Consider the following 24,140-nt stretch of genomic DNA (forward strand, 5'->3'; position numbering starts at 1 on the left):
AGAGCGGGGCGGGCGTGAGCGGCGTGGTGGTCACAGCTCCTTGTCCTTCCGGTTGAGCCAGGCCGACAGCGGGAAGATCAGCGCTGCGACGACGAGGAAGAGGATGACGTTGCCTGCGGTCGAGAGTCCGTAGAAGCCGGCCTGGTACTGCTTGTAGATGACCGAGGCGACCACGTCGCTGGTGAAGCCCGGCCCGCCCTTGGTCATCGCCCAGATCAGATCGAAGGAGCGCAGCCCGCCGATCAGCGAGAGGAGGATCACCGTCACGGTGGCGGGGCGCAGCAGCGGCAGCGTGATGTGCCGGAAGTTGTGCCAGGCGCCGGCGCCGTCGACGCGGGCGGCCTCGAAGTAGTCCTGCGGGATCGCGACGATGCCGGCGATGTAGATGAGCGTCGCGAGTCCGACGCCCTTCCAGACGTCGACGAGCGCGACCGAGAAGAGAGCCCACTGCGGGTCGGTGAGCCAGCCCGGACCGGCGAGGCCGATCGTCGCGAGGCCCTGGTTGACCAGCCCGTCGAACGGGTCGAGCAGCACCTTGAAGGTGATGCCGATGCCGATCGTCGACACCAGCACCGGGAAGAACACCACGCTGCGGAGGAAGCCGCGGCCGATGATCTGCGAGCTCAGCAGCACACCGAGGGCCATGCCGAGCACGATCTTCAGGCCCGAGGTGATCGCCGCGTAGATGAAGGTGTTGACGAAGCCGGTCGTCAGCGCCGGGTCCTGGAAGAACTCGACGAAGTTCTCGAAGCCGATGAAGGTCGAGTCGAAGAGCGTCCAGCGGGTGAGGGAGAAGTAGAGGGAGGCGACCGTCGGGACGAGGAACAGGACCACGTAGAAGACGCCGGCCGGGAGGTAGAACCACGTCGGGTACGGGCTCTTCATGGCCTTGCGCCGTTTCGGTGGCTCGGGGGAGCGGGAGGGTTCGGAGCGCCGGGCCGGGCGCTTCTCCATCGTTGCGGTCATCAGATCTCCGTCGATCGGCCGGGGGGAGGGGTGGGAGGGCGGTGCGCCCGGGGGAAGGGGCCGGGAGTGGAGGGGCTGCCTCCGCTCCCGGCCCCCGCGGCTCACCAGCCGTCGAGGCCGAGCTGCTTGGCCTGCTTCGTGACGTCGTCGTCGTACTGCTGAGCACCCTCCGCGGCGGGCGTGATGCCCGAGCCGACGGCGACGGTGATCTGCTCGAGCGCCGGTCCCTTGATCGGCGAGAGGAACTCGAGCGCGAGGCCGGTGTCACCGCTGTCGAAGTAGGGCTGCATGTCCGACACGAGGGCGGGCACGTCGTCGGGCAGCGTGCAGCCGTCGATCACGAACGGACCCTGCGGCGCGGCGATCTCGCTCTGGATGTCGCAGCTCTCGGGGGTGACCAGGAAGGCCATCAGCTTCTTGGCGCTCTCGAGCTTCGCGCCCTCGGTCGACTTCGGCACGTAGACCGCGTTGGGCTGCCAGACGGTCAGCGGGTTGGAGTCGGCCGACTCGCCGGGCAGCGGGAAGAGGCCGACCTTGTCGAGCGAGTCCGGGTAGTTCTGGATCAGCGGGCCGGCCGCGAAGGTCAGCATCGGGTACTGCGCGCCCTCGCCGGTCGCGACCATGCGGACGCCGTCGTCGTAGGTGGCCGAGGCGTAGTCCTCGTTCACCAGCCCCGACTCGGCGACCTGCTGCAGGTGCTCGAAGCCGGCCAGCGCGGGCTCGTCGACGTACTTGGCCTCGTTGGCCGTGTACTGGGTCGCCCACTCCGGGTCCTGCTCCAGCACGTTGGCGAAGTCGCCGAGCACGAAGAGCTGCGAGGTCCAGGTGTCGCCGTAGGTCTGGATGATCGGCGCGACGTCGCCGGCGGCCTTGATCTTCTCGCTGTTCGCGATGAACTCGTCCCAGGTCTTCGGCACGGTCAGTCCGAGGCTGCTGTAGACGTCCTTGTTGTAGAGGACCGCGCCGCCCATCGCCTGGCCGAGCGGGATGCCGTAGAGGTCCGAGTCGGTCGAGACCACGGTGCGGAAGCCCTCGTCGAGCGAGTCGACCCACGCCTCGTCCGAGAGCGGCGCGAGGTTCTGGTCGGGGTTCAGCGCCTGGAAGAGCGAGCCCGAGTTGTAGGCGAAGACGTCGTTCATCTCGCCGGTGGCGAGGCGCGTCTTGATCAAGTTGTCGCCCTCGCTGCCCTGCGGCCGGGTCTCGATGTCGAGGGTGATGCCGTCGTTCTCCTCCTCGAACTTCGTCTTCAGCGCGTCCCAGAGCTCGACGGTCGCCGTCTGGTTGTCGATGAGCACGCTCAGCGTGGAGCCGTCGGCGGAATCGCCGCCTCCTCCTCCGGTGCTGCAGCCGGTGAGCGCGAGAGCGAGAGCCGCTCCTCCTGCGCCGAGGGCGAGCACTGCTCGCCGGTTCTGTCGGGTCGACATCACTACCTCCATGTAGGGACAACTTCTTCGTTGCGGGGGTGCCCGGGGGCTGTCGTCCTGCTCGCCGGACCGTTCGGAAGGCCGGGCCGCGGGGCGACGCAGGGAGAACCTACGTCCGCGTCGTGAAACGTGTCAACGAAATCGGGCAAATTCGTGGATCGATCTACACGATCGAGAATGAACCGTTACAGTGGCGTTCGCGGAGGCCCCGATCGGGGCGCCGTCAGAGCACGGCAGCACAGCAGCACGGCAGCACCGACAGCGCGAGGAGGCGATGATGAGCTCGACCGAGACCGGCCACACCGGCCCCGCGACCATCCAGGACGTCGCCCTGCACGCCGGCGTCTCCCGGGCCGCGGTCTCGAAGGTCATCCGCAACGCCTACGGCGTCAGCGCCTCGATGCGGGAGCGGGTCACCGCTGCGATCGAGGAGCTCGACTACCGGCCGAGTGTCGCGGCGCGGGCCATGCGCGGGGCCAGCTTCACCATCGGCGTCGAGGTCCCCTCGCTCGGCAACTCCTTCTTCAACCGCATCGTCACCGGCGCCTCCGCCGCGCTCGAGGGCAGCCGCTATCAGCTGATCGTCGCTCCCGCGCAGAGCGACTCCGGCGAGGGCTTCCGCGCGATCGAGGCGCTCTTCGACCGCCAGGTCGACGGGATGATCGCCGTCTCGCCGATGGTCGAGCCCGCCTGGCTCGAGCGGCTGGCCGCCCGCACGCCGATCGTGATGCTCGGCCGGCACGACGACTCCACCGGCTACGACACCGTCACCAACGACGACGTCGCGGGGACCGACCTCGTCCTCGATCATCTGCTGGAGCTCGGGCACCGCCGCATCGCGCACCTCACCATCAGCGACGACATCACCAGCCGGGTGGCCGCAGCGCCGCACTCGGTGCGCCTCGTCCGGTACCGCGAGCGGATGGTGTCGGCGAGTCTCGCGGACGAGCTGCAGGTCGTCCACCTCGGCACGGAGCGCCTCGACGCCTACGAGCGCTCGCTCGAGCTCCTCCGCTCGCCCGACCGGCCGACCGCCGTCTTCGCGGGCAATGACGCGCTCGCGCTCGACGCGCTCTGGGCGCGCGACGAGCTCGGGCTCACCGCGGCCGACGTCGCGATCGTCGGCTACGACGACATCGAGGTCGCCGGCCACCCCGGGATCTCGCTGACGACCGTCGACCAGTCGGGCGAGGAGCTCGGCGACCGCGCCGTGCGCCTCCTGCTCGAGCGCCTCGAGGGCCGGACCGAGCCGGTGCACTTCCAGCTCACCCCCGTGCTGCGCATCCGCTCCTCCTCCGCGCCGGGCGCCCCGCGCCACCGGCCGACCTCCCACGACCACCCCTGACACCCCGACCACTCCGACCACCCCGACCACTCCTGACAGAAGGACGATGATGACCGACTGGACCGCCCGCTTCACGGCGCCCGCCGCCGCCCTGGACGCCGCCCCGCTGCTCCGCCGCGAGACCGCCCTCGAGACCGGGCACGGCGACGTCGTCTCCGCGACCCTCCGCCTCTCGGCGCTGGGCGTCGTCGAGGCCTGGATCGACGGCGAGCCCGTCTCGGACGAGCTCTTCACTCCCGGCTGGACGAGCTACGAGTGGCGCCTGCGCTACTCCGAGCACGACGTCACGAGCCTGATCTCCGGCGACTCCGTGGTGCTCGCCCTCGCGCTGGGCGATGGCTGGTACCGCGGCCGGCTGACCTGGGGCGAGGGTGCCGAGCCCTACGGCACCGAGATCGCCGGCTTCGCCGAGCTGCGGATCACCTTCGCGGACGGCGCCGAGCAGGTCGTCGCGACCGACGACTCCTGGCGCGCCGCGACCGGATCGACGACCGCCGACAGCATCTACGACGGCCAGGACATCGACGCCCGCCTCGAGCCGCAGGGCTGGAGGAGCGCCGGCTTCGACGACTCCGCCTGGACCGCGACCCGCGAGCTCGACGTCGACCTCTCGACGCTCGAGCCCTACATCGCGCCGCCGGTGCGCCGCCTGCGCGAGGTCGCGCCGCAGAAGATCTGGACGAGCCCGTCCGGCCGCACCCTCGTCGACTTCGGCGAGAACCTCGTCGGCTGGCTGCGCGTCGAGGTCACCGGCCCGGAGGGGAGCGTCGTCACGCTGCGCCACGCCGAGGTCCTCGAGGACGACGAGCTGGGCGTCCGCCCGCTGCGCGAGGCGAAGGCCACCGACCACTTCACCCTCTCGGGCGGCGCGGACGTCTTCGAGCCGACCCTCACCTTCCACGGCTTCCGCTACGCCGAGGTCGAGGGCTGGCCCGAGGAGTCGATCGCCGACGGCGCCCTCACCGCGGTCGTCGTCTCCAGCGACCTGCGCCGGATCGGCACCTTCCGCAGCTCCGACGACCTCGTCAACCAGCTGCACGACAACGTCTACCGCGGCATGGTCGGCAACTTCCTCGACGTGCCGACCGACTGCCCGCAGCGCGACGAGCGCCTCGGCTGGACCGGCGACATCGCCGCCTTCGCCTCGACCGCCGTCTACCTCGCCGACGCCGAGGACTTCCTCCGCGACTGGCTGCGCGACCTCGCCCTCGAGCAGGCGCACCACGACGGCGCCGTCCCGTTCGTCGTGCCGGACGTGCTGAAGCGCCGCGCGGCCGAGACCAGCTTCCCTCCCATGGACTCCACCGCGCTCTGGAGCGACGCCGCGGCCTGGGTGCCGTGGGCGGTCTGGGAGGCCTACGGCGACCCGGTCGTGCTCGAGGAGTCGTTCGCGTCGATGGCCTCGCACGCCCGCCGGGTGCGCTCGAAGCTCTCCGACTCGGGGGTCTGGGACACCGGCTTCCAGTTCGGCGACTGGCTCGACCCCGACGCGGCGCCCGACAAGCCCGCCGACGCGAAGGCCGACACCGGCGTCGTCGCCACGGCCTGCGCCTACCGCACGGCCCGCATCGTCGCCGAGAGCGCCGCCGTGCTCGGCCGCACCGAGGACGCGCAGGAGTTCACCGAGATGGCGGCGCAGCTGCGCGAGGCCTTCCGCGCGAAGTACGTCGCGGACCAGCGCGTCTTCAGCGACTGCACCACCGTCTACTCCCTCGCGATCGTCTTCGGCCTGCTCGACGACGACGAGCTCGGCTGGGCCGGCGACCGCCTCGCCGAGCTGGTCGCCGAGAGCGGCTACACGATCTCGACCGGCTTCGCGGGCACGCCCTTCATCACCGACGCGCTCTCCTCGACCGGGCACATCGACGCCGCGTACCGCCTGCTGCTGCAGCGCGAGTGCCCGTCCTGGCTGTACCCGGTGACGATGGGCGCGACCACGGTCTGGGAGCGCTGGGACTCGATGCTGCCCGACGGCACCATCAACCCCGGCGAGATGACGAGCTTCAACCACTACGCGCTCGGCGCCGTCGCCGACTGGCTGCACCGCGTCGTCGGCGGCCTCGCGCCGCTGGAGCCCGGCTACTCCCGCCTGCTGGTCGCACCGCAGCCCGGCGCCGACCTCGACTGGGCGGAGTCCACGCTGGAGACCCCGCACGGCCTGGCCTCGGTCCGCTGGGACCGCCGCGGCGACGCGATCGAGCTGGCCGTCACCGTCCCGGAGGGCGCGACCGCCGTCGTCCGCACGGCCGGCACCGAGGACCGCGAGCTCGCCTCGGGCGCGCACACGCTGACGCTCTGAGTGCGGAGGGCCCGACGCTTCCGAGCGTCGGGCCCTCCTCCCTCAGACCTCCGCGATGTGGTCGCGGACAAGGGTGCCGAAGCGCCCTCTCGGAATGGGCGAACCGCGGAGCATCAATTTGAGCCCGGGTGATCCGGCGATGCGCCGGAGTGCCAGTGCCGCATCGCGCCGAGCCCCGGACTGCGCATCCTCGCCGATCCGCCACCCGCCGATGTCCTCCGCACGGTGCGCATCTCTGATCTCCATCAGGTTGTAGAGGTCGACGAGATCCTTCTGGGCCCGGCGCGACTCGTAGGCGAGTGCTTTGATGATCAGCGCTCGCTCGACGCCGGGGACCCGAGTCGAGAACGCGAGGTGCGTCTCGTCGAGCAGGACCGCCGTCACGCTGAGTTCGAGCGTTCCGTGCAGTGCCAGATCCAGACCGGGCGCACTGTCGAATCCCCGGCCGCCGTGCTCGGTGCTCTCGAACCTTCCCGTCAGGGACGGCACCAGGACATCGATCACCCGTGCACCCGAGGTGTAGTGGTTGCCTGCCGCCGGCGTGTATCCGAGCCTGATCAGCACGTCGTGCAGCGTCCCCTGGGCGGCGATGAGCGGGGACACCGCGGCATCCGCGTCGGCGGTCCGGCGCACGATCGATCCCGGACTCGGGTACGCACCGGAGAGAAGTGCCACCATCTGCCCGCCGACGATGCAGGCGTCTTCCATGTCGGCGATCGCGAGAGACGCGTCCCTCAGGGCGTGGAGCGCGGCGTCATCGGCTCCGGACGTCGAGGGAAGGACGACGGACCTCATCTGAACCACGCCAGCTCCTTGTCGAGGAGGCGATCAACGGCCTCGTCCACGTCGGAACCGCCGGTCCGCCTCAGATCCCAGGCGGCGATGAGCGGGTCGACCGTCCTCCCGGTCGGATACCACGCGGTCGCCGTCGCCCAGAGAGTCCGGTCCGCCGGAACGACGACCCGCAGCGTGGCCTCAGGGGAATCCGTCTCCGCGAAGCCCGACGACTCCAGCGGGAGGCTGCTCTCCGCGTAGAGGACGGCGGACGTCGGGATCCTCCAGGGGGCGATCGCGTCGGCGGCGCTGTCGCCCGAGAGCAGTGCCCTCGGGCCCGACTTCCAAGCGCGTTCAGCCTGTTCGATCACCGGCCGGCTCGAGTACCAGAGCTGCGAGAGGCCGCCTGCGCCCGGATAGTCCGTGAGGAACCGGTCGAGGAGTGAGCGGGGGTCGCGCGCGATCCATCCACGGGTGGTCTTCTCCGCCAGGCCCGAGTCGGCTGCGAGCAGATTCGAGACGGTCACCTGCGAGACGCCGCACTCGCGCGCCAGGTCTGCCTGGAACCGAGGTTCGGGCGTCCTCGTCAGGACTCGCTGGAGCGCGAAGAGCGCGGAGGACACGCGCCGGTGCCCGCTGTTCGGCTGCCGATCGTCCGCTGCCGGGGTGAGTTCTTCTCCGCGAAGGATGACGACTCCATCGGTGGTGCCGAAGAGCGCCACTCGAGGATCGGCGAGCGCGACACGTCGGCTGATGCTGTTGATCCGGGGGGTCACGAATCCGATCGTCGTTCCTGCAGCCGCCGCCCCCACCTGCTGGCGCATTTCGCGCGCGGTGGGAGGACGGGACAGGAAGACGAGGCGCACATCGATCCGCGCTCCGGAGGGAGGGGTGATCTGCACGTCGCGCGGGCTGAGGATGCGCGCTGCTGCTCCTGCGTCCGAGAGCAGCTCCTGGAGCGGTATCGCAGCGTCGACTCGGGTCATGAAGGCAGGATATAACCGTTTGAACGATTCTGTTCGGAAGGTTATATCTGACTGTTTGCTGGGTGGTCCTCAACGCGTCGCGCGTCACGCCGCGACGGCGTCCTCCAGCGGGTCGGTGGGCTCGTCCGGCTCGAAGGAGTCCGGCTCGGCGAGGACCGCGACCGGCGCGAGAGGGGCCCGACTCTCAGAGTCCGCGTCGTCCTCCGCCGGTGCCGCGACCTCCGCCAGGCGTACGCGCTCGACCGCCGCGATCAGCACGGCGAAGGCGACCTCGAGGGTGTCGGTGTCGCGCAGCAGGACGCGCTCGCCGGTCGCGGCATCCAGGCGGAGGGTGCGGAAGACGGGCTGCGGCAGGTCGTCGGCGAAGGTGATCAGGCCGTGGACGACGCCGGTGCGGCGGGCGCGGGCGATCCAGCGGTTGGAGTGGGTGCGGAGAAGGATCATGACCGGGACCGTCCTGGCTGCTGATGGTGCGCGGTGAGGGGGGAAGTGGATCCTCTCCGAGCATCCTGCACAGGAGCCCCGTGTGCCTGTGCTTGACAGAAGAGTCCTTCCGCGTCAGCGCACCCGGGCGCGCGCGCCGGCCGCCGCGCGCAGGGCCTCGACGAACTCCGGCACCACCGGATTCCCGGTGTCGCGGACGAGCACGCCGATCTCGCGCACCGCTCGCGGATCGTCGATCGGGATCTCGCGCACGCCGTCCTCGATCGAGGAGGGGCTCGGCGGCAGGATCGTCAGACCGAGCCCCGCGGCGGCCAGCCCGCGCGCAGCCCGGTAGTCGCCGACCTCGAAGGCCGGCTCGGGGTCGCGGCCCTCGAAGGACAGCAGTCGCCGGGCCGACTCGTGCAGGCCGTAGCCGGGCGAGAGCATGATCAGGTCGAGGCCGCGCAGCTCCTCGACCGTCACGGAGCGGCGGGAGGCGAGCGGGTGCCGGTCGTCGACGACGGCGAGCAGCGGCTCCGTGTAGAGCGTGGTCGTGGTGGTGCCCGGCAGCTCCGGCGGGTCGGCGACGATCGCCAGCTCCGACTCGCCGTCGGCGACCGCCCGCAGGCACAGCGCGCGCGAGCCGTGGCGGAGGCCGAAGCCGACGCGGGGCCAGCGGCGGCGGAAGCGCCGGATCACGTCGGGCACGAAGGTCTCGCCGAGCAGGGTCTGGAAGGCGATCGCGATGTGGCCGTCCTCGAGGTCGCGGGCCTGCTGCACCTCGGTCAGGCCTGCGCGGATCAGCGCCAGGCCGTCCTGCGCGACGTCCGCGAGCCTCCGCCCGGCCTCCGTCAGCACGACACCGCGGCCCTCGCGGCGGATCAGCGGAGCGCCGACCAGCTCCGACAGGCGCGCGAGCGAGCGGCTCGCGGTGGGCTGCGGCACGCCGAGCTCGGCCGCCGCGGCGGTGACGCTCCCGGTCTGCGCGACGGCGACGAGCGTCGGCAGCAGCCGGAGGATCGCGGGCTCATCCATGCCTTCAGCGTATAGGTCAGCGCGCGACAGGCATTGGTCATGCGTTCGCCGCGGTTCTAGCCTCGGAGGATGAGCACCAGCGTCCGCCCCGCCGTCGACGCTCCTCCCGTCTCCCAGCGCCGGCTGACGATCGCCCTCCTCGCCGCCGGGCTCGCGACCTTCGCCGAGCTCTACGCCGTGCAGGGCGTGCTCCCGCAGTTCTCCCGCGAATGGGGGATCTCCGCGTCGGACGCCGCGCTGACCGTCTCGGCGGCGACCGTCGGGCTCGCGCTGATGGTGCTGCCCTGGGCGTCGATCGCCGAGCGGATCGGACGGCTGGAGTCCATGCGGATCGCGGTGCTCTCCTCCGTCGTGCTCGCCCTGCTCGCCTGCGTCGCACCGTCCTTCGAGGTGCTGCTCGTGCTGCGGTTCCTCAGCGGCGCGGCGCTCGGCGCGGTGCCGGCGCTCGCCGTGGCGGCGATCCACGACCGGGTCGGCGGGGCGGGCGCGACCGCCGCCGCCGCGGCCTACGTCTCCGGGACGACGCTGGGCGGGGCCGCCGGACGGCTCCTCGCCGGTCCGCTCGCGAGCGCGGTCGGCTGGCGGGGCGCGCTGCTCGCCGTCACGATCGTCTGTGCCCTCGCGGCCGTCGCGTTCGTCCTGCTCGCTCCCCGGGGCGGTGTCGCACAGGCGCCGCGGGGCGAGGGCGGCTGGCGCGGGAAGATCGCGCAGGTGCTCCGCGACCCGGTCCTGCTCGCGGTCGCCGCGCAGACGTTCTTCGTCGTGGGCGTGTTCGTCGCGGTGTACAACTACCTGGCGTTCCGGCTCGAGGCCGCGCCGTTCGCGCTGCCGCCGGCGCTCGTCTCGCTGCTGTTCCTCACCTATCTCGCCGGGACCGCGACCTCCCGGCTCGCCGGTGTCTGGGCGCCGCGCCTGGGCCCGCGAGTCGTGATGCGGATCGGCGTCGCCGCGATGATCGTCGGGCTGCTCGTGATGCTCTCCGAGCTGATCGTGGTCGTCGTCATCGGGCTCGTCCTCTTCTCGGCCGGCTTCTTCGCCGTGCACGCGACCGGCGCGGCCTGGACCGGCGCGCGGGCGGCCCCCGCCCTCCGCGGCCACGCCGGCGCCGTCTACACGATCGCCTTCTACGTGGGCTCGGGCGTCGGCGGGTGGCTGCTCGGCTTCGTCGTCGAGGCGGGCGGCTGGGGCGCGCTGACCGCGGTGATGATCGCCCTGCTGCTCGTCGGCGCCGGCTGCGTGAGCCTGCCGAGCCGCGCGAGCGTCGCCTCCGCGCGCTGACGGCCTGGCCGGTCGCCGCGCTTCTGCGACAGGATGGGGACTCGCGCACGGAGTCGGGGACTTCATGAGCGACAGCACCCGGACGGATCCGCGGTTCCATCCCGCCTATCAGCGGGGGTATCAGGGGCGGGGGGCGCCGAGCGCCTCCGTGGCGCCGGCGGAGGAGCGGTTCCGCCGGCCGCGCGGAGGCGACGCGACCGAGGGCCGGCGCCGCTCGACGACCGTGGAGGACGCTCGACCGCTTCGAGTGCGGCGACCGAGTTCCGCGCTGCGTCCAGAGCCCGTCCTTCCGTCGGCCGCCCCGCCGCTGCCGAGTGCCTCCGCTGCGGTCGTGGGGGACGGCGAGCAGGTGCCGATCGACGACGTCGCGACGGAGTCCGGTCCGGCATCGCCGCGAAGGCCGTCCGCGCTGGATCGCCGGATCCCGCTCGCGCTCGCCGTGCTGGGCGTGCTCTTCCTGGTCTCCGGAGTGGGTCTGATCTGGTCCGCCACGTCGTCGATCTACGGGAGCATCGGAGTCCAGCCGAACGAGTTCGATCAGTTCGTCGGCGCGATCACCAACTACCTGGCCGGCCCTGCCATCACCATCGGGCTGCTCTCGATCGGCGCGGCGATCGCGCTGCGGGCGGCACGCTCATGAGCGGCCGCGGTGGCTGGTGGCCCCTGCTCCTGGGCTACACCGCCCTGCTCTGGGTGCTGGCGCTCGGGGCCTGCTGGGTCTCGGCCGTGCAGCCCGACAACTGGAGCTACACCGAGGGCGACCAGGTTCCGCTGGCCGCGATCGTGTCCACTCTGCTCTGGCCCGGTGCGCCGGCACTCGGCACAGCGGCCTTCGCCATGACAGCGACGGCCCTCGCGATCGGGCTCCTGCGCGCCGGTCGGGGTGCCACCGCCGAGGATGTCGACGGTGACGCGGAGGAGGACGTCGAGCTCGGCGAGGGTGTGCTCGTCGAGCTGCTGCCCGCGGGAGGCGGTCGCGGACCCTCCTGACGATGCGGTCCCCTCCACAGGCGGCCGTGCGACAGGATGGGACTCCGAGTGCACGAGGCGGGGGCGGTCATGGTCGACAGCAGCAGAACGGATCCGCGGTTCCACGCCGCCTATCAGCGCGGGTACCAGGGGCCGGCGCCGGAGGTGCGCCGCCGCGAGGAGGACGCGTACCGGCGTCCGCGGCGTGCGGGCGTGCGAGTGCCGCACGTGGATCCGAGCCCGCGAGTGGAGGCGGCCGAGCCGGAGTCGCCGCTCGCCGCCCTCTCCTCCGCACCGGAGCCCGCCGCTGTCGAGGCCGCCGAGGATCAGGACGTCGCGGAGACGCCGCAGCCCGAGGCGCCGAAGGCCGTGCGTCCTCTGGGCCGCCGGGTCCCGCTGACGCTCGCGATCGCCGGCGTCGTGCTCATCCCGCTCGGGTTGGCCGCGCTGTGGTGGTCGACGCTCGCCATCTACACGACGAGCACCGTCTACGAGCGGCTGGAGTACGAGCAGTACGTCCGGCTGCTGCTGCAGTTCAGCGCCACACCGCTGCTGACCGTGGGCTTCACCTCCCTCGCCGCCGCCGTCGTCGTGCAGGCCGTCCGGCGGTCGCGCGCATGACGCCGGGTCGCGCCTGGTGGATCGGGGCGGTCGTCCTCGACCTGGTCCTCTGGGCCGCGCTGCTCGCGATCCCGGCGATCATCCTCGTGCTGCCGAACCAGTGGCAGGGCGACTCGCTGACCGCCCCGATCGAGATCGTCTGGCGGGCGGCGCTGTCCCAGGCGGCAGGGCCGGTGATGACCGCGGCGCTCGGGCTGCTCGTGGTGCTCGCGGTCGCGGCGGCGCAGCATCGCCGGAGGCGGCCCGCACCGCCCGACGGCCAGGACGCCCCCGACGGCTGGTCCGAGGCCGAGCTCGTCGACCGCTGACGGCGCGGGGTCTCGATGCGCCGCTGCGCGGCTACTCGACCAGCATGGAAGGGCCGCTGCGCGGCTGCTGCGCCAGCAGGGGGAGGCCGGAGCCGTCGTCCGCAGTGGCATTCATGCTGATCGAGTAGCCCGCGGAGCGGGCGTATCGAGATCCACGAGCGTCAGCAGGACGAGTCTGCAGACCCTCCCTGCTGATGACGGCGGGTCTCGATACGCCCCTGCAGGGCTACTCGACCAGCATGTCGCGGCGCAGCCGCGTCCTTTCGCTCACCACTGAGACGCGAAGCGGCTTCCCCGCTACTTCGCGAGGGCTCCGAAGCGGAAGAGGTAGGTCGCGTCGAGGGTGTCCTCGATGCCGGTGACGCCCGAGGCGGCGACGACGGTCTCGCGGCCCTGGAGCAGCGGGACGATCGGCGCGTCCGCGGCGGTCTGGGCCTGGATCTGCTCGATCGCGGTGGCGCGCGCGGCGGGGTCGGTCGCGGTCGCCTCGGTGTCGATCAGCGCGTCGACGGCCGGGTTCGAGTAGCCGTTCGCGACCGAGGCGCCGGTGGTCGAGTAGGCCGAGCGGAGGAAGTTGTCCGGGTCCGGGTAGTCCGGGAAGAAGCCGAGCTGGTAGGCCGGGTAGCCGGCGTCCGGCGAGAGCTGCTTCACGTAGCTGGTCCACTCGGTCGACTGCAGGTCGACGGTGAACAGGCCCGACGACTCCAGCTGCGACTTGATCAGCGCGTACTCCTGGTCGGAGTCGGGGCCGTAGTGGTCGGAGGTGTACTGCAGCGGCAGGGTCACCGGGGTCGAGACGCCGGCGGCGCTGAGGATCGCGGCGGCGGCGTCCGCGTCGGGGGTCGTGCCGTACGCGTCGGCGAAGGCCTGCGTCGCGCCGGTCTGCCCGTCGAGCACCACGGAGTAGGCGGGCGTGTAGGTGCCGCGGTAGACCTGCTCCGACAGCTCGTCGCGGTCGACCAGCGAGGCGACGGCCTGGCGGATCGCGAGCTTCTGCTCGGGCGTGCCGCCGGGCTGGGTGTTGACGTTGAAGGTGAGGAAGCGCACCGAGCCGCCGGGGCCGTCGACGACCTGGAGGTCCGCGTTGCCGCGCAGGTCCTCCACGTCGGTCGCGGTGAGCGAGCGGTAGGCCACGTCCACGGCGCCGTTCTCCACGTCGAGACGCAGGTTCGTCGACGAGGTGTACGGCCGCAGCACGACGTCGGCGGTCTTCGGCGCGGGGCTCGAGGTCGACTCGTTCGCGGCGAGCTGCAGCAGTCCGCCGGCCTCGTAGTTCTGCACGGAGTACGGCCCGGAGCCGATCACGTCGGCGTCGTCGAGCAGCGCGTCGGCAGGGAAGACCTCCTCGTCCACGATCGGTCCGGCCATGCTCGAGAGCACGTACGGCCAGGTCTGGTCGTTCGGCACCGCGAGGGTGAAGACGACGTCGTCGCCGTCCTGCGCGACCGACTCCATGTTCGCGAGCAGCGGCGACGGGCCGTTGTCCGCGGCGATGTCGACGACGCGCTGGAACGAGAAGACGACGTCCGACGCGGTCAGCTCGTCGCCGTTCGAGAAGGTCAGGCCGGGCGCGATCGAGCAGCGGTAGGTCGTCGCATCGTCGAAGCCGCACTCCTCGGCGGCCTCGGGGACGGGCGTGGTCGAGCCGTCCGCGTAGCTCAGGAGGTGCTGGTAGATCTGGTTCTGCGGCGTGAAGCTGCCGCGGTCCCAGGCGCCGGCCGGGTCGAGCGAGACGATCGAGTCGGTCGTGCCGATGACGAGGCGCTCGCCCGAGGCGGAGTCGCTCGAGCTGCCGGGGGCCGTGCAGCCGGCGAGGGCGACGGCGGTGCCGAGGGCGGCGAGGGCGCCGAGGGCGCGGAGTGTCTGCATGCTGCTGCTTTCGTCCGTGGTGCGGGGGAGTGGTGGAGATCTAGAGGGTCGCGAGCCGGAAGCGGTCGAGTGCGCCGGCGCCGTCGACCAGGTCGGCCAGCAGCTCGCCGAGCACGGGCCCGAACTTGAAGCCGTGGCCGGAGAAGCCGGTCGCGAGGGTGACGCGGCCAACGCGGTCGAGCACGAAGTCCTCGGTCGGCGTGATGTCGTAGAGGCAGGAGATCGGATCGGCGCTCGCCGCGTCGACGCCCGGCAGCCAGTCGGCGACGTACTCGACGAGCCGGGCGAGCCGCTCCGGTTCCGCGCGGAAGTCGCGGTGGTCCGGATCGACGACGCGCCCGGTGCCGTGCTCGCCGACCTTCACGCCGATGCCCGGGGTCGCCAGGCCGTAGATCGTCGGCTCGTCGCCGCGGTGGTGCACGAAGCTCGGCCAGGCGTCGAGCGGCAGGTCCGTCGCGAAGTGCGCGGGCTGCTCCTGCGTGATCCGCAGCGGAGGGAGGGAGCGGCCGGCCGCGGCGACCAGCCCGCCGACGAGTCCCGGCGTCCAGGAGCCGCCGGCGACGACGACCGCGTCCGCGAGCAGCGGACCCTCGTCGGTGACGACGCGGACGCCGCCCTCGCGCTCCTCGATCGCCCGGACGCCGGTGCTCGCCCGGACGACGGCCCCGTGCGACTCCGCGGAGCCGAGCAGCGCCTCGATCGCGGCAGCCGCGTCGAGCCGGCCGCCCTCCGGATGCAGCAGCACGTCGGTCTCGAAGCGCAGGCCGGGCCAGCGTGCGGAGGCCTCGGCCGCGTCGAGGCGCTCGCAGGGGATGCCGTCGCGGGCGAAGGCCTCCTCGATCGCGAGCAGCGCGGAGGCGTCGCCGTGGTCGATCGCTCCGGTCGCGGTGAAGAGGCTCCGGCCCGACTCCCGCTCGAGCCGCGCCCACTCGGCGGCCGCCCGTCCGGTCAACGCCCGGTAGTCGTCCTCCGCGTAGCCGCGGCGGAAGATGCGGGTCTCGCCGTGCGAGGAGCCGCGGTCGTGGCCGCGCTCGAAGCGCTCGAACAGCAGGACGCGGTCGCCGCGCTCGGCGAGGGAGCGCGCGGCGGCGGCGCCGACGAGGCCCGCGCCGACGACGACGACGTCCCGGTCGGTCATCGGGCGGTCACCGCGTCGACCAGGCGCCGGGCCGGCATCGCCGCGCGCACGGCGGCCTCGTCGGGGAACTGCTGAGCGGCGAAGCGAGCCGGGGCGTAGCGCTCGGCGTCGCCGAGTGTCGTGGTGCCGTGGAGGACCAGTTCGGCGACGAGACGGCCGAGACCGGGCCCGTGGGTCACTCCGGACTCGTTGTCGCCCGCGGCGACGAACAGCCCGGGCAGCTCGGGGACGGGGCCGGCCAGGAAGCGGCGGTCGGCGGTGTAGGAGACGACGCCCTGCGTCCACTCGGTCTCGCGCAGCGCGTCGGCGGAGGCGGGGATCAGGCGGGCGATCAGCGGAGCGAGGTGCGCGTCCATCGCCTCGATCAGGTCGGTGCGCTGCGGGCGGCGGTCGGCGGCGGACTCGCCGAGCGGCTGGTAGCCGACGTTGTTGCCGTAGGTGAGGCCGCCGAGGTGCTCGCGGACCCAGAGGCCGCCGAGCTCGGGCAGCATCAGCGTCGGCAGGTGCGGGAGGCCGAAGGGCGCGGTGGTGAGGCGGCTCGCGACGACGCGGGCCAGCGGGAGGCGGCGGCCGAGCGGGGCGAGCAGCTCGTTCGTCCAGGAGCCCGCGGCGAGCACGACGCTGTCGCCGGAGAAGGTGCGGCCGTCGGCGGTGCGGACGCCGCTCGCGCGGCCGTCGGTCGCGAGGACCTCGGTGACGGGCGCGTGCTCGACGATCTCCACTCCGGCCGCGCGGGCCGCGGCGACCAGGGCGAGCCCGGCGTCGGGGGCGCTGATCTGGATGCCGTCGGGCTGGAGGAAGCCGCCGGTGACCGCGTTCGCGTCGAGGCCGGGGACGAGCTCGGCGGCCTGCTGCGGCGAGAGCTCGCGCGCGCCCTGCGGTCGCAGCGGGTGCTGGATGAGCGGGCCGAGGTGGTCGCGGACGCCCTCCTCGGTGAAGGCGAGCCAGGCGCTGCCGGTCTCGCGGAGGAGGATGTCGACGCCGCCGCGGTCGGGATCGACGGCGAGGGCGCGGTAGAAGTCGAGGCCGTACTGCTCGAGGTCGCGCTCCGACTCGTTCCAGTACCAGGCGTAGCCCGCGGCCCACAGGCCGACGAAGCCCGCGCCGGCCGCCGTGGTGCCGCGCGCTGCGTCCCCCGACTCGACCAGCGTGACCCGGGCGCCCCCGCGTGCGAGGTGCAGCGCGGTGGCGGCCCCGAAGAGACCGGCCCCGACGACGACGACATGCCTACTCATACTCGGTATCCAACCAGCGGGGCCTCCACCGGTCGAATCGATATGACGCCCCGAGTCCTCCCTCCCCTCCGCGAGATGCCACTTGTGCACGCTTCCTACGGCGTGTCGCGTGCACAAGTGGCATCTCGCGACGCGCGACGGGGCGCGCGCCAGGTCAGGGGGGCGGGGAGGAAACGGTTTCGGTAGGGTCGGGGCACCGTTGAGAGGAGGGCCTGTGGCCCGCACGCCGGACACGCGCGTCACGCTGGACGTCGTCGCGGCGCACGCCGGCGTCTCGAAGGCGACTGCGTCGAAGGTGCTCAACGGGCGGCCCGGCGCGTCCGCTGCGACGCGCGCGCGGGTCGAGCAGTCCCTCCGCGAGCTCGGCTACAGCCCGAGCACCCGGGCGCCCCGGGTCGGCGGCGGCGTCACCGTCGTCTTCGACACCCTGCTCAGCGTCTACTCGCTGCGCGTCCTCGAGGGCGTCGTCGGCGGTGCGCAGAGCGAGCGCGTCGACGTCACGACCGGCGTCCTCGCGCCGAGCGGCTCCGCCGACGAGACGTTGCGCTTCGACGCAGCGTTCGTCCGCTCGGTCGCGGCGAAGGGGCACCTCGGGATCCTCGCTGTGACCACCGCCATCGACGCCGAGATCGTGGCCGCTGCCGCGGAGGCCTCGCTCCCGCTCGTCGCTGTCGACGCGCCGAACCCGCTCGACCCGTCCGTGGTCAGCGTCGGCTCGAACCACTGGGTGGGTGGGCAGCAGTCCACCGAGCACCTCGTCTCGCTCGGGCACCGGAGGATCGCCTTCGTCGGCGGTGACGCCGGCAACCCCGGCCTCCGTGCCCGCTACGGCGGCTACCGAGAGGCGCTCGCCGCGGCGGGCCTCCCGGAGGACCCGGCTCTCGTCTCCGAGCGGGGGATGGGATCCGCCGAGCACGTCGTCCCTGCGCTCTTGGCTCTGAACGATCCGCCGACCGCCGTCGTCGCCACCAACGACATCGACGGCCTGCAGACGATCCGCGCCGCGATCGCGGCCGGCCTGCGCGTCCCCGAGGACCTGAGCGTGATGGGCTACGACGACACCTTCGCCGCGCTGCCGACCGCCGTGCTCCTCTCGACCGTGCACACGCCCATGCACGACCTCGGCCGCCTCGGCCTCGAGACCCTCGTCCGGATGCACGACGGCATCCCGCCCCTCTCGCACCGCATCGAGCTGGCCACCAGCCTCGTCGTCCGCGAGTCGACGGCCCCGCCGCGCGCCTGACCGCCGCGCGCCTGACCGGCGCACCCGTTCAGCGCTTCGAGTCGTCCGGAACGTCGCCGATGTAGTCGGCGATGACCTCCGCCATGTTCTCGAGCGCCTCCCGATGGGACTCGATGTACTCCTGGTCGTACGCGGACTGCACGGCCAGCTCGACCCCGACGAGATTCGTCTCGGCCTTGCAGTCCATGTCCGCTGTGGCGGTCGCGATCTGCTCGGCGCTGCCATCCGAGGCGCCGACGCCCCACCGCGGATCGAACTCCGCGCTCACGGGATCCGGGTAGTCGAAGCCTCGCTTCTTCATGCAGGTGCTCCAGGCGCCGACCACCGCCTCGATCCGACTGTCTCCGGAGGGGACCGGCGGTCCGCCGTCGGGGAGGGCGGACGGGTACCGGGCCGAGAACGCCCCGCCCCCGTCGCCGAGGGGGAAGGACCCGTGCACGGACATCGAGCACGCGGCGAACTCGTCGGGTGCGACCCCCGGCGGCATGCCACTCGGCAGGGCGCCGAGGTCCCCGCCCGCGCGTGCATAGCCGAAGCGACTCGCGTTCTTCGGATCGAAGAACCCCCAGAGCTTCGACCGGATGTCCTCGACCTGGCCGTCGCCGAGGAAGGCGAGGACCGCCTCCTCGTCGAGGGGCCACTCGATCATCCGCTCGTCGTCGCCGTCGCGCAGGCAGGCGATCTGCTTCGCGCGCTCGGCGCGCACGAGCCGGAGGACCAGCTGCGTATCGGGGATGTACTGATCGATCGGCCGGACGATCTGCGACGGATCCGTCGGGGTGCTGATGGGACCGAGCGGTGGCTCGGGACGGGCGGGCTCCCCGCTCTCGTCCCCTGACGGCACTCCCGGCGCGCACCCGCTGAGAACACCGGCGACAGCGAGAGCAGACAGCAGGAGGACCACCGTCGCCCTCAGCGTTCGAGTCTTCACCGCGTTCCTCCGGCGGTCAGTCGATGTGCTCGACGATCACCGTCTGCGGCGTCGCGTAGCTGGTGCCCCATCCCGGCTCGAAGGGGACGTCACCACCGCCGGACAGGGTGAAGAATCCGCCGTTGTTGCCCGCACCCACTGTCTGCTGCGAGGTCAGCCGATCCGCGGCGGTGCCGCTGTTCGCGTAGCAGTGGTTCCCGGTGTGGAACTTGAGGAAGTCGGTGCGGGTGCCGCAGTCGGGGCGGGTGATCGCGTGGGCGGGGACGGACGCGGTGATCGCGAGGGCGGCTCCGATGCCGACAGCGGCGATGGCCTTGGTCATTGACTGCTTCTTCATAATGAATGATCCGTTCTCATCGTCTTCGGGTTCGAGTGGAGATGCGCAGTGGAAGGCGGCGATGAAATGCGGATCGACGCGCGAGAAGCCGACCGAAGGTCGGAATTCTTTCTCCATGAGCGGGTGATGCGGGAAACGGTAGGGCGGCCGTGGTGGCCACGGCCAGAGGCGGCGCGTTATCGCGGGTCCGCTGCTTCAATCGGGCACTCGGTTCCCCGAGAACACGCGGCATGAGGGGCGGGCGGCAGGCGACGATCCGCGCCGACCGTTCCGTCCGGTGATCGGCGTCGGTAATCTCGCAGGGGTCCGCAGAATCGTCGAGACGGACGGTATCTGCGCTCTATCGGACGATTCTCCAGGTGGCCTTATCCCGGAGAATCTCTGCGCCTTCTTTCGATCAATCAGTGTGCCTCTGGAGAAGGCGAGGAGAGAGTCGTGGTCGAGAGGAATCAGCACGATCGATGAGCGAGAGGGGGAGTGCACCGTGACGGATTCGCGCGCTCCCCGACGGTCCCCGGTGGAGCGGCGGCAGCGGCTGTTGCTCTGGGCGGCGATCGCGGCGGCGGTCCTCTCGACCGCCGGGCTGCTGCTCTCACTCACGATCCGCTCGCCCGCGCAGCAGGCGGCCGACCAGGCCGCACCTCCGCCGACGACGCTCACGGAGGCGGTGGCGCGCCGCGTCCTCACCGGGACGGTCACGGTCCGCGGGACCGTCGCGGCGGCGAGCACGATCAGGGTGCTGCCGGCGGTCGCCACCGCGGGCGGAGCGGCGATCGTCACGGCGCTGCCCAAGGCGGTCGGCGCCGCCGTCCAGGCGGGGGACGTCCTCGCGCAGGTCTCGGGTCGCCCGGTCCTCGCGCTGCCGGGGGCGACCCCCGCCTACCGCGACCTGAAGCCCGGGGCGGAGGGAGCAGACGTCGAGCAGCTGCAGAACGCGCTGGTCGCGCTGGGGCACCTCGCGGCCGACGACGTCGACGGGCACTTCGGCGCCGCGACGAAGGACGCGGTCGCCGCCCTCTACTCCGATCGCGGCTTCGACGCGCTGACGACCGCCGACGTGAACGAGGGCGAGGCGGCCGAGCTGAGCGGCGCGCAGCAGGCCGTCGTCGCCGCCCAGCAGCAGCGCGCCACCGCCGCGCTCGAGTTCGCTCAGGCCGTCGACGACGTCGCGCAGGCCCAGGCGCGGCTCGCTGTCGAGTTCGCGACCCGCGCCGAGGCCGACGCCGAGGACGCCCTCGCGGCGCTCCGAGCGCGCACGGGGGTCGAGATGCCGCTCGCGGAGACCGTCTTCGTCCCCTCCTTCCCCGTCACCGTGGGCAGCCTCGACCTCCCGGTCGGAGCGCCGCTGGCGGGCGCGACCGGAGCGCTGATCACCCTCGACGTCGGCGATCCGATCGTCTCCGCGATCGTTCCGGCCGGGCGCGAGCAGCAGCTCGCCGCCGGCCAGAAGGTGGCCGTCGTGGACGACGTCGACCGCCGAGAGGCCGAGGGGACCGTCACCGCGCTCGGCGCCTACAGCGGGGGAGGCGCCGCCGAGGGTGCGGCGGAGGGCACGGAGTCCGCGCCCGGCTTCCCCCTCACGGTCACGCCGTCGCCGGCTCTTCCCGCCGACTGGCGCGGACGGAACGTCCGCGTGACGGTCACCGTCGGCGAGACTCCGGCGCCCGTCCTCGTCGTGCCGGTCGTCGCCGTGCAGTCGGCGGACGACGGAACGACCTTCGTCACCGTGCTGCAGTCGGAGGGGGGCCAGCGGGTGACCGTCGCGGTCTCGACGGGGCTCATCGCCGAGGGCGAGGTCGAGGTCACGCCGGCCGAGGGCGCCGTGCTCGAGGAGGGCGCCCGTGTCGTCGTCGGCTGAGACCGGAACCGAGGCCGAGGCCGAAACCCCCGTCATCTCTCTCGTCGGCGTCCACCGCAGCTTCCCCGGCCCGCCCGAGACGACCGTGCTCCTCGGAATCGACCTCACCGTCGCGCGCGGCGACTACCTGGCGCTCGTCGGGCCGTCCGGCTCGGGCAAGACGACCCTCCTGCACCTCCTCGGGCTCCTCGACACCCCGAGCGGAGGCGAGTACCGCTTCGACGGCATCGAGGTGACCCGGCTGACCGAGGTGCAGCGCACCTCCCTGCGGGGGCTGCGCATCGGCTTCGTCTTCCAGGACTTCCACCTGCTCAGCCATCGCACCGCGACCGAGAACGTGGCGCTCGGTCTCCTCTACGCCCGGGTCCACGCGGCGGAGCGCACGGCGCGAGCTCGGGAGGCGCTGGAGCGCGTCGGCCTGGGCCACCGCCTCGATGCGCTGCCCCGGACGCTGTCCGGTGGCGAGCGGCAGCGGGTGGCGATCGCCCGCGCGCTCGTGATCCGGCCGAGCCTGCTGCTCTGCGACGAGCCGACCGGCAACCTCGACTCCGGCTCCGCCGAGCGCGTGCTCGACCTCTTCGACGAGCTGCACGCCGACGGGGTCTCGGTCGTCGTCGTCACCCACGACTCCGCGACCGCCGCCCGCGCCGGCCGAACGGTGCGGATGCGCGACGGACGCCTGCGCTGATGGCGCCGTCGCTCCCGACCAGCGGTCTGCGGGCGGCCGACCTCCTGCGGGAGGCGCTGGCCGGTCTGGTCCAGCGCCCGACCCGGACGGTGCTCACCCTGCGCGGGCCGCTGCTCGGCGTCGGCGCGTTCGTCGTCGTCCTCGGGCTCACGGCGACGGCGTCTGGTCAGATCTCCGAGGAGTTCTCGCTGCTGCAGGCGACGCAGGTGACCGTCACCGACGCGGGCGGGAGCGACGCCTCCGACACCGTGGACGGCTTTCCGCCCGACGCCGAGAGTCGGGCGGACGGGCTGACCGGAGTCGTCGCCTCCGGGGTGAGCTGGACGCTGCCGAGCGGGTCCACGCCCGTCTCCTCCCGTCCGGACGGGCTCGGCTCCGCCGTTCCGATGACCGTCGCCGCGGCTACGCCGGGCTGGTTCACGCCCGCCGATGCGTCGTTCCGCTCGGGCCGCGCGATCCAGGCGTGGGAGGAGGAGCGGGGAGTCCCGGTCGCCGTGGTCGGCGCGGGAGCGGCGCGGCAGCTGGGCCTGCCGCCGGTGGCCGGCGAGGCGAGCGTCTTCCTCGGCGGGGTCGGCTACACGGTGGTCGGGATCCTCGGCGAGGCCGGGCGCGACCCGCTCGCGGCCTCGACGATCTACCTGCCCGCCTCGGTCGCCCGGCAGGTCTACGGGCCGCCGAACACGAGCGCGCCGGCCGTGCTGCTCGTCGAGACGGAGGTCGGTGCCGCAGGTGTCGTCGCGCAGCAGCTCCCGCTCGCGCTGCGGCCGGATGCTCCCGCGACGATGAAGACCTCCGCGCCGCCGGACCGGTTCGCGCTGGCGGAGAGCGTGACCGCCTCGCTCGCCGACCTCTTCCTGGCCCTCGCCGCGGTGATCCTCCTGATCGGGGCGGTCGGCATCGCGAACACGACGCTCGTCGCGGTGCTCGAGCGCACCCCCGAGATCGGACTGAGGCGCGCGATCGGCGCCCGGCCGCGCCACGTCTTCCTGCAGATCCTGCTCGAGACCGGGATCACCGGGACCCTCGGCGGTCTGCTCGGCACGGCCGCCGGCATCGCGGTCGTCGTCGCGAACGCCGCCCTGCAGCAGTGGACCGCGATCCTCGATCCGCTGGTCACGGCGAGTGCGCCGCTGCTCGGCACGCTCGTCGGGGTGCTCGCGGGGCTCTCACCGGCGATCCGCGCCGCGCGGATCGAGCCGATCGAGGCGCTGCGGCGGTGAGCGGGCTCGCGGCGGCGGTCAGGCGGTCGCGCCCCGCGAGGCGCGTCGCACGCCGAGCAGCACGACCAGGCGGAGGAAGCCGACGAGGCCCGTGCCCAGCAGCGCGGCGAGGAGCAGCAGCACGGCGACTCCCGCGACCCAGGTGGTGTCGCCGCTGACGTCCTCGACCAGGAACTCGAGGCAGAACAGCGCGAGGCCGGCGTAGGCGAGGACGAGCACGATGATCGTGCCGGGGCGGCGCAGGCGCTGCCGCGGGGTGCGCCAGAGGGCCGGCGGCTCGAGCCAGCGGCGGAGCAGGCGGATGACGAGGGTGCCGACGAGGCCGGTCAGGCCGGCGCCGATCAGCACGACGCCGGCGGAGCCGAGGGGCGTCGAGTTCAGGCCGGCCAGCGAGAGTGCGATCCCGACGCCGATGAAGACGGCGCCGAGCCCTCCCGCCGCCATCGCCGACCACATGCCGAAGCCGCCGCGGAGCACGCTCTCGCGCTCCGGGCGCGGCTCGAGGGGGGCGTCGACGACGCGCTGCGGAGCGGGCGGGGCGGAGGACGCGGGAGAAGGGGTGGCGGAGGCGGCGGCGGGCTCGCCCCAGGCGGGCGCCGCTCCCGTCGTCTCGACCACGTTCTCGCGGACCGGGATGTAGCGCAGCGGCGCGTCGATGCGGACCTCCGGGCGACCGCGGACGACGGCCGTCGCGCTCACGGGGACGCCGCGGGAGAGGAGGACCGGCGCGAGCAGCAGGGAGCCGGACGGGTCGATCGCCCACTCGGGGGTCTGCGGCGGGGCGCCGTACCACTCGGCGGAGGAGGAGCCGGCGAGGGTGAAGGAGATCGGGCGGTCCGCGACGAAGGTCGTCGGGGGGAGGTCGGTGCGGCCGAGGTTGCGGACCGTCGCGGTGACCCGCCACCAGTCGTCGCCCGCGTGCGACAGGCGCACGTCGATGTCGACCAGCGAGGCCGGCTTCGCGCGGCGCCGGCCGATGACGACGGCGACCACGGCGGCGGCTGCGACGATGAGGCCGCCGAGCAGGCCGACGACTCCGAGAACGATCTCCATGGGGCCAGTCAACCATCCGGGCGGGGGCGGGCGGCCGGGGTTCGGGCGGGGTGGATCTCGATACGCCCGCGATGCGGGCTACTCGATCAGCATGAGCTGTGCGCGCTGGTCGAGTGGTGGGGGAAGCCATGGTGGTCGAG

23 protein-coding genes are annotated in these 24,140 nt (G+C 72.8%); 11 read left to right on the forward strand and 12 right to left on the reverse strand.

Annotation, left to right across the window (positions count from 1 at the left end; translation table 11 throughout):
* Positions 1-30: 30 nt before the first annotated feature.
* Both MT351_RS03015 and MT351_RS03020 read right to left on the reverse strand, forming a co-directional pair.
* Positions 31-885: a carbohydrate ABC transporter permease gene (locus MT351_RS03015; RefSeq protein WP_243581202.1), complete on the reverse strand. Its 855-nt coding sequence runs from the start codon at positions 883-885 to the stop codon at positions 31-33.
* A gap of 182 nt (positions 886-1,067) precedes the next feature.
* Positions 1,068-2,390 (reverse strand): ABC transporter substrate-binding protein, encoded by a 1,323-nt coding sequence (locus MT351_RS03020; protein ID WP_243581203.1) that lies wholly within the window; start codon positions 2,388-2,390, stop codon positions 1,068-1,070.
* Positions 2,391-2,667: 277 nt separating this feature from the next.
* Between MT351_RS03020 and MT351_RS03025 the strand changes: the two genes are divergently transcribed.
* Positions 2,668-3,735 (forward strand): LacI family DNA-binding transcriptional regulator, encoded by a 1,068-nt coding sequence (locus MT351_RS03025; RefSeq protein ID WP_243581204.1) that lies wholly within the window; start codon positions 2,668-2,670, stop codon positions 3,733-3,735.
* 49 nt (positions 3,736-3,784) lie between these two features.
* Positions 3,785-6,034 carry an alpha-L-rhamnosidase gene (locus MT351_RS03030; protein ID WP_243581205.1) on the forward strand — a complete coding sequence of 750 codons (2,250 nt, stop codon included), beginning with the start codon at positions 3,785-3,787 and terminating at the stop codon, positions 6,032-6,034.
* A gap of 42 nt (positions 6,035-6,076) precedes the next feature.
* On the opposite strand, the gene MT351_RS03035 is transcribed toward MT351_RS03030, so the two are convergent.
* The 4 genes from MT351_RS03035 to MT351_RS03050 all read right to left on the reverse strand — a co-directional run bounded on the left by MT351_RS03035 (position 6,077) and on the right by MT351_RS03050 (position 9,252).
* Positions 6,077-6,838 (reverse strand): hypothetical protein, encoded by a 762-nt coding sequence (locus MT351_RS03035; RefSeq protein WP_243581206.1) that lies wholly within the window; start codon positions 6,836-6,838, stop codon positions 6,077-6,079.
* Positions 6,826-7,794 carry a hypothetical protein gene (locus tag MT351_RS03040; protein WP_243581207.1) on the reverse strand — a complete coding sequence of 323 codons (969 nt, stop codon included), beginning with the start codon at positions 7,792-7,794 and terminating at the stop codon, positions 6,826-6,828. The genes MT351_RS03035 and MT351_RS03040 overlap by 13 nt, the downstream gene beginning before the upstream one ends.
* A gap of 84 nt (positions 7,795-7,878) precedes the next feature.
* The gene (locus MT351_RS03045) at positions 7,879-8,238 is read right to left on the reverse strand and encodes a hypothetical protein (protein WP_243581208.1); all 360 of its coding nucleotides are present in this window, start codon (positions 8,236-8,238) and stop codon (positions 7,879-7,881) included.
* Positions 8,239-8,352: 114 nt separating this feature from the next.
* Positions 8,353-9,252, reverse strand: coding sequence for a LysR family transcriptional regulator (locus MT351_RS03050; RefSeq protein ID WP_243581209.1), 900 nt, complete (start codon positions 9,250-9,252; stop codon positions 8,353-8,355).
* 69 nt (positions 9,253-9,321) lie between these two features.
* Here MT351_RS03050 and MT351_RS03055 point away from each other — a divergent pair, with 69 nt between their 5' ends.
* The 5 genes from MT351_RS03055 to MT351_RS03075 all read left to right on the forward strand — a co-directional run bounded on the left by MT351_RS03055 (position 9,322) and on the right by MT351_RS03075 (position 12,428).
* Positions 9,322-10,530: an MFS transporter gene (locus tag MT351_RS03055; protein WP_243581210.1), complete on the forward strand. Its 1,209-nt coding sequence runs from the start codon at positions 9,322-9,324 to the stop codon at positions 10,528-10,530.
* A 331-nt stretch (positions 10,531-10,861) separates the two neighbouring features.
* Positions 10,862-11,170, forward strand: coding sequence for a hypothetical protein (locus MT351_RS03060; protein WP_243581211.1), 309 nt, complete (start codon positions 10,862-10,864; stop codon positions 11,168-11,170).
* A complete protein-coding gene (locus MT351_RS03065; RefSeq protein ID WP_243581212.1) occupies positions 11,167-11,520 on the forward strand; it encodes a hypothetical protein in 354 nt (117 codons plus the stop codon). Before MT351_RS03060 ends, MT351_RS03065 begins: the two co-directional genes overlap by 4 nt.
* Before the next feature lie 69 nt (positions 11,521-11,589).
* Positions 11,590-12,120 carry a hypothetical protein gene (locus MT351_RS03070; RefSeq protein WP_185020191.1) on the forward strand — a complete coding sequence of 177 codons (531 nt, stop codon included), beginning with the start codon at positions 11,590-11,592 and terminating at the stop codon, positions 12,118-12,120.
* Positions 12,117-12,428: a hypothetical protein gene (locus MT351_RS03075; RefSeq protein ID WP_243581213.1), complete on the forward strand. Its 312-nt coding sequence runs from the start codon at positions 12,117-12,119 to the stop codon at positions 12,426-12,428. Before MT351_RS03070 ends, MT351_RS03075 begins: the two co-directional genes overlap by 4 nt.
* Positions 12,429-12,725: 297 nt before the next feature.
* Here the strand turns inward: MT351_RS03075 and MT351_RS03080 are convergent, their stop codons facing one another.
* The 3 genes from MT351_RS03080 to MT351_RS03090 are packed head-to-tail and all read right to left on the reverse strand — an operon-like array spanning position 12,726 to position 16,670.
* Complete coding sequence (locus tag MT351_RS03080; RefSeq protein WP_243581214.1) at positions 12,726-14,297, reverse strand: ABC transporter substrate-binding protein; 1,572 nt, start codon at positions 14,295-14,297, stop codon at positions 12,726-12,728.
* A gap of 40 nt (positions 14,298-14,337) precedes the next feature.
* Complete coding sequence (locus MT351_RS03085; protein ID WP_243581215.1) at positions 14,338-15,435, reverse strand: FAD-dependent oxidoreductase; 1,098 nt, start codon at positions 15,433-15,435, stop codon at positions 14,338-14,340.
* Entirely contained in the window at positions 15,432-16,670 is a 1,239-nt protein-coding gene (locus tag MT351_RS03090) for an FAD-binding oxidoreductase (protein ID WP_243581216.1), read from the reverse strand. Before MT351_RS03090 ends, MT351_RS03085 begins: the two co-directional genes overlap by 4 nt.
* A gap of 214 nt (positions 16,671-16,884) precedes the next feature.
* On the opposite strand from MT351_RS03090, the gene MT351_RS03095 reads away from it, so the two are divergent.
* Positions 16,885-17,913 carry a LacI family DNA-binding transcriptional regulator gene (locus MT351_RS03095; RefSeq protein WP_243581217.1) on the forward strand — a complete coding sequence of 343 codons (1,029 nt, stop codon included), beginning with the start codon at positions 16,885-16,887 and terminating at the stop codon, positions 17,911-17,913.
* A 28-nt stretch (positions 17,914-17,941) separates the two neighbouring features.
* Here the strand turns inward: MT351_RS03095 and MT351_RS03100 are convergent, their stop codons facing one another.
* Both MT351_RS03100 and MT351_RS03105 read right to left on the reverse strand, forming a co-directional pair.
* Positions 17,942-18,844, reverse strand: coding sequence for a hypothetical protein (locus MT351_RS03100; protein WP_243581218.1), 903 nt, complete (start codon positions 18,842-18,844; stop codon positions 17,942-17,944).
* 16 nt (positions 18,845-18,860) lie between these two features.
* A complete protein-coding gene (locus MT351_RS03105; protein WP_243581219.1) occupies positions 18,861-19,181 on the reverse strand; it encodes a hypothetical protein in 321 nt (106 codons plus the stop codon).
* Positions 19,182-19,665: 484 nt separating this feature from the next.
* On the opposite strand from MT351_RS03105, the gene MT351_RS03110 reads away from it, so the two are divergent.
* The 3 genes from MT351_RS03110 to MT351_RS03120 are packed head-to-tail and all read left to right on the forward strand — an operon-like array spanning position 19,666 to position 22,947.
* Positions 19,666-21,039 (forward strand): peptidoglycan-binding protein, encoded by a 1,374-nt coding sequence (locus tag MT351_RS03110; protein WP_243581220.1) that lies wholly within the window; start codon positions 19,666-19,668, stop codon positions 21,037-21,039.
* Complete coding sequence (locus MT351_RS03115) at positions 21,023-21,727, forward strand: ABC transporter ATP-binding protein (protein WP_243581221.1); 705 nt, start codon at positions 21,023-21,025, stop codon at positions 21,725-21,727. Before MT351_RS03110 ends, MT351_RS03115 begins: the two co-directional genes overlap by 17 nt.
* Entirely contained in the window at positions 21,727-22,947 is a 1,221-nt protein-coding gene (locus MT351_RS03120) for an ABC transporter permease (RefSeq protein ID WP_243581222.1), read from the forward strand. Before MT351_RS03115 ends, MT351_RS03120 begins: the two co-directional genes overlap by 1 nt.
* Positions 22,948-22,965: 18 nt before the next feature.
* Here the strand turns inward: MT351_RS03120 and MT351_RS03125 are convergent, their stop codons facing one another.
* Complete coding sequence (locus MT351_RS03125; RefSeq protein ID WP_243581223.1) at positions 22,966-24,000, reverse strand: hypothetical protein; 1,035 nt, start codon at positions 23,998-24,000, stop codon at positions 22,966-22,968.
* Positions 24,001-24,140: the final 140 nt, after the last annotated feature.

The sequence above is a fragment of the Rathayibacter sp. VKM Ac-2926 genome, from assembly GCF_022815565.1.
Lineage (GTDB): Bacteria > Actinomycetota > Actinomycetes > Actinomycetales > Microbacteriaceae > Rathayibacter > Rathayibacter festucae.